11 protein-coding genes are annotated in these 11,496 nt (G+C 72.3%); all 11 read right to left on the minus strand.

Features of this window, described 5'->3' with window-relative positions; translation table 11 throughout:
• Window positions 1–4 precede the first annotated feature (4 nt).
• Genes galE through NRP21_RS07420 form a run of 11 tightly spaced genes read right to left on the minus strand, consistent with a single transcriptional unit; the run spans window position 5 to window position 11,040 of the window.
• On the minus strand, window positions 5–1,027 hold the full coding sequence (gene galE, locus NRP21_RS07370; RefSeq protein ID WP_257715525.1) for a UDP-glucose 4-epimerase GalE: 1,023 nt from the start codon (window positions 1,025–1,027) through the stop codon (window positions 5–7).
• A complete protein-coding gene (locus NRP21_RS07375) occupies window positions 1,024–1,668 on the minus strand; it encodes a uracil-DNA glycosylase (RefSeq protein WP_257715526.1) in 645 nt (214 codons plus the stop codon). The genes galE and NRP21_RS07375 overlap by 4 nt, the downstream gene beginning before the upstream one ends.
• On the minus strand, window positions 1,665–2,402 hold the full coding sequence (locus NRP21_RS07380; protein ID WP_257715527.1) for a PIG-L deacetylase family protein: 738 nt from the start codon (window positions 2,400–2,402) through the stop codon (window positions 1,665–1,667). Before NRP21_RS07380 ends, NRP21_RS07375 begins: the two co-directional genes overlap by 4 nt.
• Complete coding sequence (locus NRP21_RS07385) at window positions 2,402–3,640, minus strand: glycosyltransferase family 4 protein (protein WP_257715528.1); 1,239 nt, start codon at window positions 3,638–3,640, stop codon at window positions 2,402–2,404. The genes NRP21_RS07380 and NRP21_RS07385 overlap by 1 nt, the downstream gene beginning before the upstream one ends.
• On the minus strand, window positions 3,637–4,473 hold the full coding sequence (locus NRP21_RS07390; protein WP_257715529.1) for a sugar phosphate isomerase/epimerase family protein: 837 nt from the start codon (window positions 4,471–4,473) through the stop codon (window positions 3,637–3,639). Before NRP21_RS07390 ends, NRP21_RS07385 begins: the two co-directional genes overlap by 4 nt.
• Entirely contained in the window at window positions 4,470–5,948 is a 1,479-nt protein-coding gene (locus NRP21_RS07395) for a YcaO-like family protein (protein ID WP_257715530.1), read from the minus strand. Before NRP21_RS07395 ends, NRP21_RS07390 begins: the two co-directional genes overlap by 4 nt.
• The gene (locus NRP21_RS07400; protein ID WP_257715531.1) at window positions 5,945–6,796 is read right to left on the minus strand and encodes an MBL fold metallo-hydrolase; all 852 of its coding nucleotides are present in this window, start codon (window positions 6,794–6,796) and stop codon (window positions 5,945–5,947) included. Before NRP21_RS07400 ends, NRP21_RS07395 begins: the two co-directional genes overlap by 4 nt.
• On the minus strand, window positions 6,787–7,821 hold the full coding sequence (locus tag NRP21_RS07405; protein ID WP_257715532.1) for a Gfo/Idh/MocA family protein: 1,035 nt from the start codon (window positions 7,819–7,821) through the stop codon (window positions 6,787–6,789). Before NRP21_RS07405 ends, NRP21_RS07400 begins: the two co-directional genes overlap by 10 nt.
• Window positions 7,821–8,927 carry a class I SAM-dependent methyltransferase gene (locus NRP21_RS07410; RefSeq protein ID WP_257715533.1) on the minus strand — a complete coding sequence of 369 codons (1,107 nt, stop codon included), beginning with the start codon at window positions 8,925–8,927 and terminating at the stop codon, window positions 7,821–7,823. The genes NRP21_RS07405 and NRP21_RS07410 overlap by 1 nt, the downstream gene beginning before the upstream one ends.
• On the minus strand, window positions 8,924–9,838 hold the full coding sequence (locus tag NRP21_RS07415) for an HD domain-containing protein (protein WP_257715534.1): 915 nt from the start codon (window positions 9,836–9,838) through the stop codon (window positions 8,924–8,926). The genes NRP21_RS07410 and NRP21_RS07415 overlap by 4 nt, the downstream gene beginning before the upstream one ends.
• Window positions 9,835–11,040: an inositol-3-phosphate synthase gene (locus NRP21_RS07420; RefSeq protein ID WP_257715535.1), complete on the minus strand. Its 1,206-nt coding sequence runs from the start codon at window positions 11,038–11,040 to the stop codon at window positions 9,835–9,837. The genes NRP21_RS07415 and NRP21_RS07420 overlap by 4 nt, the downstream gene beginning before the upstream one ends.
• Window positions 11,041–11,496: the final 456 nt, after the last annotated feature.

Here is an 11,496-nt window from a genome sequence, read left to right on the forward strand (position 1 = left end):
GCTCTCACGCGTGGGCACGCTCGGCGGGCTGGCCCGGCAGGAGCGGCGGAGCGGCGGGCCGCCCCTCCCAGGCCAGGGCGTCGCTCACGATCCGATCCAGGCTGTCGTGCATGGGATGCCAGCCGAGGAGCTGCCGCACGCCGTCCGCCACCGCGATCACGGCGGGCGGGTCCCCCGCGCGGCGCGGCGCGATCCGGTGCGGCACGGGGCGCCCGGCCGCGCGCTCCACCGCGCGCAGCACGGCCAGCACGGAGTGGCCCCGCCCGTAGCCGCAGTTCAGCGTCAGGCTCCTCCCGCCCTCCAGCAGGTGCCGCAGCGCCGCCACATGCGCCGTGGCGAGGTCGGCGACATGGACGTAGTCCCGCACCCCCGTGCCGTCCGGCGTGTCGTAGTCGTCGCCATACACCGTCACGGCGTCTCGCCGGCCCAGCGCCGCATCGCAGGCCACGGCGATCAGGTGCGTGGCGCCCGGGCGGCGGCGGCCCGTGCGCCCGGCGGGGTCCGCCCCTGCCACGTTGAAGTAGCGCAGCGCGACGAAGGAAACGCCGTGCGCGGTGGCGGCATCGCCGATCAGCCGCTCCGCCGCCAGCTTGCTCGCGCCATAGGGGTTGATGGGGCGGCAGGGCGCGTCCTCCCGCACCGGCAGGGTGTCGGGGATGCCGTAGACGGCGGCGGTGGAGGAGAAGACGAGGCGCCGCACCCCGGCCGCCACGCAGCCCTCAAGCAGTCCCAGCGTGCCCGCCAGGTTGTTTCGCCAATAGGCCAGCGGCTGCGCCACGCTCTCCGGCACCACGAGGGAGGCTGCGAAGTGCATCGCCGCCTCCGCCCGGTGCGCGCGCAGGGTGCTGGCAACAAGATTGGCATCCGCCACGTCGCCCACCACCAGCGGTACGCCCTCCGGCACGGCTTCCCGCAAGCCGGTGGACAGGTCATCCAGCACCACTGGCTGATACCCCGCGTCCAGAAGCGCGAGGACGGCCTGGCTGCCGATGTAGCCGGCGCCGCCCGTGACAAGGACCCTGGTCATGCTCGCCCCCCGTCCAGCAGCGCCGCGGCGACCCCCAGCGCTTCCGCGATGCGCGCGGGCACGGCGGGGCTGGTGCAGACATAGGTCGGGCTGGGATGCGGCATGGTCAGCACGGGCAGGCCCGGGCGGGCAGCGCGCAGCACGGGCTCCGCCGCGGCGGCGAAGCGCCCGGCCAGCACGGCGACGCGGAGGTTCGGCATCACCTCCAGCAGCGGCGGCACCCATTCCAACCCGGCGCGCAGTTCCGCCGTGCGGGGCGCACGGTTGAGGGCGCCGGGCTCGTGGATGATCCAGGGCACGGCGTTCCAGATCAGCATGTCGCGCCGGTCGATCCGCGCAGCGTCCAGGAAGCGGCGCAGGTTGGCGCCGGTGCCGCCGGACTTGTCACGGGAGACGATGGCGTTCTCGTGCGAGAGACGCGGGCCGGGTGTTTCCAGCAGCAGGAGAAGCCGCGCCTCGGCGCCGCCATCCAGCGGGTCCGGCTCCGGCACGGGGCGGCCGGTGGCCTCGCGGATGCGCTCGGCCAGGATGCGGATCGGGGCGGTGTGCGGGGCGTCGCGCAGCAGGGCGTGGCGCGCGGCCAGCTCCGCAGGATCGGAGAGGGCGCCCGCGTGTGGGCCGCGGCGTGACGCGGCCATCATGCGGCCCTTGCCAGCACCGGCGCCTCGCCCTGAACGCGGGCGCGCTCGCGGCCCTCTGTCGTGGCCAGGGCGCGGGCCAGCCCCTCCGGTCCACCGAACTGGTAGCCGAGCTGGGTGGCATAGGCCGCGCAGGCCGCGTGCTTGGCGGCGGGATCGGTGGGCAGCTCGGTCTCGGGGAAGCGATCCATCATCGCGACGAACGGGCGGCGGGGCGTGTCGGCGCGCGTGATGTAGGGAAAATCCCGCCACCACAGGATTGGCGCGCGCGGGTCCAGCAGCTGGATGGCGCGTACGGTCAGCACATGGTCCACATGCCCGCCGATCGCCTGGGGTGCGAGGATGAGGTCCGGCCGCGCTTCCTGCAGGAGCGGCGCAATCGCGTCATGAGCCTGGAGATGCGCCATGTCGTCGGAGCGCGGCGCGGCGAAGAGCTCGGCCGCGGAATGGTAACCGCGGTGCGGCGCCTCGCGGAGCGGCAGGTGGACAGCACGTGCGCCGAGCGCAGCGCAAGCGTCCAGGTCCTCCGCGCGGCGGATGGCCATGTAGTCGGCCTCGGGCGGCAGGCCCTTGTCGGTCTGGCAGGCCAGGGCGAAGCCTCGTGGCTCCGGCACGGTGGCAGTGAAGATCGTCGCCACCACCACCTCCCACCCCTCCCCCGCCATCCGTGCCAGCACGCCGCCGGCCGAGAAGGCGGCGTCGTCCAGGTGCGGGGAGAGGGCGAGGGCGAGCGGCATCAGAGCAGGTGCGGTGCCGCGCGGAAGCGGCACTCGGCCATTGGCAGGACAGGGTCGAAGGCAGTGTCGGGCGCGGTGCCGCGCACCTCCTCGTAGATCCCCATGATCTGCCGGCCTACGGCTTCCCAGGAATAGGTGCGGCGGCACTCATCCAGCGCATTCGCCGCCAGGCGCGCGCGGAGGGGCGCATCGGTGATGATGCGCCGAAGATTCGCCGCCAGCGCCGGCACGTCGCCGGGCTGGGAGAGCAGGCCGTTCTCCTCGTGCCGGAGGCAATCCCGCACGCCGACCGCGTCGCAGGAGACAGAGGCAAGGCCGCTCGCCATCGCCTCCAGCACGGTGTTGGAGAAGCCCTCGGCATAGGTAGGAGAGACGAAGACGTCCGCCTCCCGGTACAGCGCCGGCGTCGCATCGTAGTCGGCATAGCCGGAGAAGCGCGTGCCGAGCCCCAGTTCCGCATCGCGCGCCACGCAAGCATCGAGGTCGGGGCCGATGCCGCTGATCGTAGCGGCGAAGGGCACGCCCTGCGCGCGGAGCATCGCCAAAGCGTCGAGGAAGTCCAGCGCGCCTTTCCGGCGATCCACTCGGCCGTGGTAGAAGAGGCGCACGGGATCGGCGGCCCGCCCCGGCACATAGCCCGGGGCGGGATGGAAGCGGTCCACCTCCACCGCGCCGGGGACGATGGTGAAACGCTCGCGCGGGACGCCCAGGCGGTCCACCACCTCCTGCGCGAAGCTGTCGCAGCCGATCAGCAGCCGGTCCGCGTGGTTCAGCACGCGCAGCATGGCCTGCCGGTGCGTCTCGCAGCAGGAACCCACCCAGTGGCCGTCGCCGCCCTGGATGGAGACGACGGTGGGCACGCCGATCCGCTGCGCGGCCAGCAGCACGGACCAGCCATTGGGGTAGCCGTACTGGGCGTGCAGCACGTCGAAGGGCTTGCGCGCGTGCTCGGCCAGGATGGTCTGCACCATGTCGTCCACGTCGCGCTCGAAATCCGCGCCGCCGGGCCCGGCGAAGGCCTCCTCGCCGAGGGAGCGGCGGCCGATCACGCGCACGCCCGGCACCTCCGGCGGCGGGCCGCCGCCATAGACCCGCGTGCCCGCGGGATCGCCGCGGTACTGGCTGACCATCGTTACGTCGTGCCCGGCCGAGACGAGCTCGCGCAGCAGGTTCACGGCATAGACGCTCATCCCGCTGATCGCGGGGAAGAAGCGGCGGGAGAGGAAGAGGACCCTCACGCGGCCCTCGCGGCGCGGGCGTTGCGCAGCCACTGCAGGGATTGCGGGATCATCGTATCGGCGCGGTGGCTCTCGCGGGAGAGCTCTACGCAAACGAGGCGGGAGAAGCCGATCCCTTCCAGCGCGTCCAGGCAGGCGGGGATGTCCATGTCGCCTTCCCCGAAGGGCAGGTGGATATGGACGCCGCGCGCCATGTCCTCGATCGCGACCGTGCCGATATGCGGGGCGAATTCCCGCACCGCCGCGGCCGGATCGCGCTCCCCCGTCACCAGCAGGTGGCCGAGGTCGAGCGCCAGGGTCAGGCCGGGCAGGTCCAGGGCAGACCAGTCATCCACCGTCTCCACCAGCATGCCCGGCTCCGGCTCCAGCGCCGCCGTCACGCCGCGGGACTGCGCGTGCTCCAGCACCCGCGCCACGCCCTCGCGCAGCCAGGCCTTGGCCTGCCCATGCTCCACGCCCGGGCGCGGCACGCCGGCCCAGAAGGAGACGGCCTCCGCGCCCAGGATGGCGCCGATGTCGGTCGCGCGGTTCAGGAAGGCCACGCGCCTGTCCCGCCCCTCCTGGGATGGCGTCAGCAGCGTCGGCTCGTGCTTCGCACGAGGGTCCAGCAGGTAGCGCGCGCCCGTCTCGATCACGCAGCCCAGCTTGCGGGCGGAGAGGTCGCGCGCCAGCACCTCCGCGCGCCGCTCCCACCCCTCCTCCATCGGGTCCAGGTGGTGGTGGTCCAGCGTCAAGGCCACGCCGTCGTAGCCGGCGTCGGCGATGATCGCGACGGCATCCGCCAGCCGGTGGTTGGCCGCGCCGTTGGTGTTGTAGGCGAAGCGGAGGGTCATGCCGGCACCGGCTCCCCGCGCCGCGCCGCGAGGGCGAGCTGGGCGGAGAAGGTCCCGCTCTCCCGGTACAGCGGATAGAGCGTGCCGACGATCTCGTCCGCCAGCTTGGCATTGAACCAGGCCGGCCCGCCGACGCGCGCCTCGTCCTCAGGCCGCAGCAGCACCCGCTTCGCGCCCTCGCGCGGTGCATCCAAGATCAGCGGGTCGTTGCGGTCGCGCAGGCGGCGCACGCCGCGCCAGCCGACGCGGTGATAGCTCATCGTCTCGCTCTCCAGCCCGGGCACGATCACCTTCACCACGCGGATCGCGCGGTCGGGCGGGGAGCAATCGACGGTCAGCACCTCCAGCCCCTCCGCCGCGAGGCGATCCACCAGCAGCGCCAGCCGGTCCTTCGAGTTCGCAACCGCCGAGGCCGGCACGGTGGGCAGGGAGGAGAAGGGCCGATGGCTGCGGGCCGAGAGGACATTGTCCGCCAGCCGCGTGCGCAGCACGGAGGCGTCCTTGTCCATCCACTCCACCATCGCTTCCAGGGCGCGGTTCTCCTCCTCCTCGTACACGGCCACGCCGATCTGCCGCTCCACGTAATCGGCCGGCAGGGCCTGGCGCAGCAGGGGGATGGGGCCGTGGGTGGCCGCCTTGCGGGCGCGGGAACCGCAGAACTCCAGCAGCGCCTTCCGCAGGGTCCGCTCGCGGTCCGGGCTCACCGCCTCGCCACAGGAGGTGATCTGGATGGGCGCGGTCGGCTCGCCCCTGTCGTCGCCCACCACGTAGAGGTTCGCCATGCCCAAGTCGGTCGCGGCCAGCTTCACCATCACGTTGATGTCGAGGGACTTCAGATGGTCCAGCAGCCCGCGCACCTGCGGGTCCGGCACCGCGTCCATCTCCACAACCGCGCCCTGGTCCAGCGCGCGGTAGGAGACGACGTTCCCGTCGCGCTGCAGCGCCTCCATGATACCGTGGGCGATGGCGTGCTCGATGTCGAAGCCCGCGCCCAGGCCGTTGGTGATGGGCGTGATCAGCCTCGGCGCCTCGCCGAGCTGGTAGGGATAGGCGGCCACCCATTCGCGCGGCACCAGCACCGTCTCGCCCGAAGGCCAGCGCTTCGCCTCAACCCAGGGCAGCACCATGTCCGGCGTGTAGTCGCAGCCGGCGGGCAGGCAGAGGGTCAGCGGATCGGCCACGGCACGCGTCCGGGAGAGCTCGGCGTAGCTGCCCGTCACGCGCGGCAGCACCTTGATCGCCGCGCCGCAATGCACCTCCTCGCACAGCTCGCCCAGCGCGCCGACCTCCGCCTCCACCTCGGTGAAGCCGTAGCCGTAGCCCGTGGTCGCCGGCTCGTCGTCCAGGATCAGGTTGGCCTGCACCACGGGGATGCCGGTGCGGTCCAGGTGATCGATGCGGAAGACGGTGATGTTGGCGCCCTTCGGCATGGTGGCGCGGAAGGCATCCGCCACCCGGCGCAGCTCGTCGCTCATACAGCTCTCTCCCCAGCGCGGCGGCGCAGCTCATCCATCGGAATGTGTCGCACGCCCGGCGGGCCGCGCAGCTGGTCATCCAGCACGGCTAGCGCGACCTCGCGCGTGATGCCGCGCGCGTGCTCGAAGGGCGTGCAGACCGTGTCGAATTCTACGCTGCCGATCACGTCCCGGTACTTCCGCACCTCGCCCGGCGAGAGCGGGATATCCTTGTGGAAGGCCTTGTGGGTGGAAACCGCCAGATTCTCGCCGTCCGGTCCCTGGTCCACCTTGAAGGCATCGCCGCAGAACAGCGTGTTCCGCGCCGCGTCGTGCAGCACCGCCTGGCCCTCGTAATGGCCGCCGACATGCATCAGCACCTGTCCGGGCCGCAGCTCCAGCGCCTCGTCATAGGGCCAGGTGACGCGGAACGCCTTGGTCATCCGCAGGTCGTCCTTCTGGATGGCCAGCACCTCCGGCTGGAACACGTCCTGCAACTGCCAGAGCGCGCCGTAGCCGTGGCAATGGCTGGCAGCGAGATAGCGGATGCCGCCTAGGCGGCGGATCTCCTCCAGCATGTCGGGCGTGTAATAGGGCGCGGCCTCGAAGGCCGTGTTCCCGTCCTCGTGCAGCAGCAGCCAGCCCGTGCCGTTCAGGCCGAAAGGCGGGGAGGTGGTGAAGGCCACCATGTCGCGGTCCAGGCGCTTCCACGAGCCTGTCAGCCGCGCCGCCACCTCCTCCTCCCGCAGGAAGTGCCAGCCGTCATGCGGCAGGTCGTTGCGCGTGTCCTCGCAGACCGGGCAGCCGCGCGGCTCGAAATGCTTCTGCCAGAAGCCGCAGTTCGCGCAGGCCCAGGGTGTCAGCGGCATGCCGGGTCCTCCGCATAGGCCCGGTGCAGCAGGCGCATGGTGTGCAGGTCCCGCGACGCGCTGAAGACCGAGCGGTCGCCGCCGGACAGCGCGCGGCCGAAGGCCGCCATCTGGCGCGCGAAGGGAGAGGTATCCGCCTCCGGTACGTCCAGCGGCACGCTGCGCCCCGCCGCGTCCGTGTGCGTCACGCGCCCACCGGCATCCTGGCCCATCGTGTTCTCCGCCAGGACCTGTCCCGTGCTGCCCAGCACCTCCAGCCGCCGGCGCGGCAGCGCGTCCGGGCAGTTGTAGGCGACGTGCAGCTGCACCAGCACGCCACCGGAAGTGCGGCCGATCAGCAGCGCACCGTCATCTACCGCATAGGACTGCACGCGGCGCTGGGTGAGCGCCGCGATCTCCTCGATCCGCTCGCCCAGCAGATACTCCGCCAGGTCCAGGCCGTGCGGTGCCAGGTCCATCAGCGCGCCGCCTCCGGCGCGCGCGGGATCGGCGCGCCAGTTGTCGCCCTCTCCCGTCACCGTCCAGTCCGCGCCCAGCCAGCAGGCGTAAGCGATGCGGATTACGGTCGGCGTGCCGATCAGGCCGCACTGCACCGCCGCGCGGATCGCTTCGTGGGCGGGATGGTGGCGCTGGTCGAAGGCGGTGCCGTACAGGATGCCCGCGCTCTCGGCCGCGGCCGCCATCGCTTCCGCATCCTCCAGCGTCGCGGCCATTGGCTTCTCGCAGAGCACGGCTTTCCCGGCCGCCGCGACGGCCTCCACCGCGGCGCGGTGCAGGTGGTTCGGCGTGGCGACGTAGATCGCCTCCACCTCAGGGTCGTCCAGCATGGGGGCCAGGCTGTCGTGCAGCCCGGCGCCGGGATGCGCGGCCCGCGCCGCCTCCAGCGCGGCCGGAGTGGGATCGCAGACGGCGCGCACGGCGTGCCCGGCGGCGAGGATGGCAGGCGCGGCGTAGTCCCGCGCCACCCAGCCGTAGCCGACGATGCCCCAGCCGATGCTGCGCGCGGGAAGCGGCGCCTCCGGCATCACCAGCGCTCCGGAAGGTCGAGCAGTTCGCGCCGCATAGCCCATTCCGCTGTGGCGGTGCCGGCGATGGCGCGCTCCGGGGCGGTGGGGTGCGCCGGGTAGGTGGCGCGCGGCCCGTACTCGCGCTCGTAGCGCTCGGACGGCCAAGCGATGATGCCGTCGCGGTAGAGGGGATTGCGCCGCAGCGCCGCACCCTCGGGCGGCAGGGCCAGGGCGCCGCTGATCGGGCGCGCGGGCACGGCACCCGGCCCGGCGACCACCGAGAAGGCCTCCGCACCCGTCAGCGCACCGGGCGGGGCGGCGCGCGGCGCGCGGCGCTCCACGGCGGCGCGCGTCAGCTCCGCATCGTCGTAAACCGTGCCGTCAGGGAAAAGGGCGGCGATCTCCTCCGCCGTCACCGACGCGCCGGCGGAGAGATTCGGCCATTCGCGGTTGTGGACGTGGCCGATGGCCAGCCACCCCTCCCCAGCTAGCCGCCGCAGCCGGTCGAGGATCGGGCCCTTCGGCTCCAGGAAGTAGAAGGCGTCGTGGCAGGCCACGAGGTCGAAGCGGCGATCCTCGGCCAGCGGCCAGGGTGTCACGGAAGCGTCCAGGCAGATCAGCTCCGCCTCCGGCGCCACCCAGTGGCGCGCCACCCAGAGCTTGGCGAAGACCACGTCCGCCCCCGCCGCCGCCACGCCGCGCTGGGACAGGGCGCGCAGGTACTGCCCGATGCCGCAGGCCAGTTCGAAGGCCGTGCGCGGGGCGGTCCAGTGCGCCTCCATCAGCGCGAGGCCCGCCAGAAAGGTCGGGTCGCTCCAGCGATGCGCGAAGTAGTCGCCCACCGGGCCCCAGGCGAGATGCGCCATCGCCTCGCGCAGCGTCAGCCGCGTCCGGTCCCGCAGCAGGGCGCGCAGGGATGCCTCGTCGGCCGTCGGCCCGCGCCACCAGTCGTCCTGGTCGGCCAGCAGCAGCACCAGCGCACCGTCGCGATCCCCCGCGTCCAGCCGCGCCAGCGCCTCGCCGGCCAGCTCGGGGCGGGAGGCGCGGGCGAAGGCAATGCCGTCGATCACGGGCCAGCGCCGGCCGGCCGCGTCGCGCAGAGAATGGGCCGTGTCCGGCGTCACGCGAGAAGCCCCACCCCGGCCAGCAGCCTGTCCTGGAAGCCCCGCACGGGCCCGGCATGGACCAGCTCCATGTCGTGCAGCACGTAGTGCATCGTCGCCTTGCCCGCGCGCAGGTGCTGCTCGATCTGCAGCACGCGGTCCAGCGTGTCGGCGGCGTGGAAGGCGCGGCCCTCCGGCGTCTCCGCGTCGGGCAGGATGGCGCGGGCCTCGCGCACGCGATCGGCCAGGGCGGAAGGCAGTTCCGCCAGCGCGATCTCCGTCGCGCGCACGAAGGCGGGCTCCAGGTGCTCGCCCAGCAGTACCTCGCCCGCGAAGCCGGAATCCGGGATCAGCGCGTTGTGCAGGTGGTGCGCGAGGGAGGCGAGGAACACCGCATCCGCCCGCGCGCCGTAGAAGGGCGAGAGGATCACGCCGTACACGGCCGTGACAAGGCAGTGCTCCGCGTGGTTCTCCGGCGGCTCCAGCAGAAGGCGCGGCTTGCCCGGGCAGGTCACGCCTGCGCGGGGCTGGCGGGCCAGCTTCGCGACGAAGGGCGGCGCCGTGCCGGGCGCCAGCACCGGCGCGCCGCGCAGCCCCTCCAGCGCCGCCGGCGGCAGTTCCTCCGCGGCCTCGTCCACCGCGCGGTCGATGATGGCCTGCGCCTCGTCGCCCTCCACGCCGATCGCGGAGAGGATGCCCCGGTCGATATCGCCCAGCCGCGTGGCCGCGAGGGCGGCGGCGGTGGTGGCGCGCATCACCGCCCCGACATCCTGCCCCGCCATCAGCGCGCCCCAGGCGGCGGCGAAGAGGCGCTCGGCGATCGAGCCCTCCTGCGCGGCGGAACGGATGCGCTTCAGTTCGCCGAGTTCACGGAACGGCCCGAGGACCCGCGCCGGCGGCGCATCCGCCGCCGGCGCGATCCCGTCATTCACTGGTTGAAGCCCTGCGGCGCCCCCAGCCAGTCCATCAGCATCGTCTCCTGGGCGTGGAAGGCGTGCTCCGGCGCGTGGCCGTTCGCCACCATAGGCGCCTTGAAGAAGATCGAGAGCTGCTCCTGCACACCGCCATCGCCGCGCTGATGCGCAAGGTCCAGCACGCGCGCGATCTCCAGCGCGAGCGGCGCCGCGAGCACGCTATCCTTGCAGAGGAAGTTCACCTTGATCTGCATCTTGTGGCCGAGAAAGCCGGAGACGTCGATGTTGTCCCAGGCCTCCTTGTCGTCGCCGCGCGGCCGGTAGTAGCGGATGTCCACCACATGATCCTCCACGTGGTAGCCGAGGATGCTGTCCAGCACGTTCCCCTTGGTGTCCAGCTTCGACGCCAGGCTGCCCGGGTCGCGCAGCGCCTCGCCGTCGCGGTTGCCCAGGATGTTCGTGCTGAACCAGCCATCCACGTGCAGCGCGCGCGACTTCAGCGCGGGCGCCAGTACGGTCTTCATCATGGTCTGGCCGGTCTTGCCGTCCTTGCCCGCGATGGGGACGTTGCGCTGCTTGGCGAACTGCTTCAGCGCCGGCGCGTCGGCGGCGAGGGAAGGCGTGAAGTTTCCGTACGGCACGCCACTCTCGATGGCGGCATAGGCGTAGAGCATCGCCGGGCCGATCGAGGGATCGTTCTGGTCCAGCGCGCGCTCGAAGGCGTCCAGCGAGTGCAGCGCCTCGTCATCGCCCGGCGTGCGCTCGGTGGAGGCGAGGTTGATCATCACGATCCCGTCCGCCTCGCTCTTCTCGCGGAAGCGGCGGAGGTCGTCGGAGATCGCCTTGATCGCGGCGCGGTGGCCGGCCGCCTCGTGCTTGTTCGCACCGTCAACGCCGCGGCAGAAGGCACCGCTGCCCACTGCGGGCCATGGCCGGATGGCCGAGAGCGCCTCGCCCGTCTCGGCGATCTGCGCCTCGCTGAGCACGCGGTGGTGGCCAGCGGCGGCGGCGAGGTCGGAGCCGTCGAGATCCCAGCCACCGAAAGTCATGTCGCGGTAATCGACAAGACCGGGAACAGCGACATCCGCCAGGGGCAGCCCGTCCAGCCGGTTCGCGCCGCGCCGGATCACTTCGATCCCCGCAACCGCCGTCGTGGCGACCGCGCCGCCGAGTCCCACCACTGCGACGCCCAACCTGCGCCCAGTTCCCGTCATCGACATAAAAAGCGTCCCGTCCCGTTCCCGAAGTTAGATGGACCGGTTCCCAGACGCGCCAATCACGAACCTGTGTGCTTTGATCACGATATCCAAACGAAGCTCTCTGGCCCGCTGCCGGGCCCGATGGATCGCGTTCTGATCTTCGGACTCCCGATCGCCAAAGGCGGGCGGCCGGGACACGCCCTTGCATCGTTCCCGAAGGGCAGGTTCAAATCCTCTGCCGCGCACGGCACCGGCGCGACGCATGAGGACGGCGAGGAAACGAATGGGATCGCAGAGCCGCCGGCAGGACCGGCCCCTTGCCGCTGTCCGACCTCCCCGCTCAAGGTTTGCCTGATGCCTGTTCTGCAAAGTGCGTTGGACACACGCGCGCCCGAGTTCGCGGAGAATGCGGCGCGCATGCGGGCGCTTGTGGACGATCTGCGCGCGCAGGCCGCGCGCGTGCGCGAGGGGGGCGGT

Origin of the sequence: Roseomonas populi, assembly GCF_024594815.1 — a bacterium.
In the GTDB taxonomy this organism is placed as follows: domain Bacteria; phylum Pseudomonadota; class Alphaproteobacteria; order Acetobacterales; family Acetobacteraceae; genus Roseomonas; species Roseomonas populi.

Bases quoted from the DNA above. Each gene is read 5' to 3' on its own strand.
- galE (WP_257715525.1), bottom strand. From the start codon at position 1,027: ATGACCAGGGTCCTTGTCACGGGCGGCGCCGGCTACATCGGCAGCCAG.
- NRP21_RS07375 (WP_257715526.1), bottom strand. From the start codon at position 1,668: ATGATGGCCGCGTCACGCCGCGGCCCACACGCGGGCGCCCTCTCCGAT.
- NRP21_RS07380 (WP_257715527.1), bottom strand. From the start codon at position 2,402: ATGCCGCTCGCCCTCGCCCTCTCCCCGCACCTGGACGACGCCGCCTTC.
- NRP21_RS07390 (WP_257715529.1), bottom strand. From the start codon at position 4,473: ATGACCCTCCGCTTCGCCTACAACACCAACGGCGCGGCCAACCACCGG.
- NRP21_RS07395 (WP_257715530.1), bottom strand. From the start codon at position 5,948: ATGAGCGACGAGCTGCGCCGGGTGGCGGATGCCTTCCGCGCCACCATG.
- NRP21_RS07400 (WP_257715531.1), bottom strand. From the start codon at position 6,796: ATGCCGCTGACACCCTGGGCCTGCGCGAACTGCGGCTTCTGGCAGAAG.
- NRP21_RS07405 (WP_257715532.1), bottom strand. From the start codon at position 7,821: ATGCCGGAGGCGCCGCTTCCCGCGCGCAGCATCGGCTGGGGCATCGTC.
- NRP21_RS07420 (WP_257715535.1), bottom strand. From the start codon at position 11,040: ATGTCGATGACGGGAACTGGGCGCAGGTTGGGCGTCGCAGTGGTGGGA.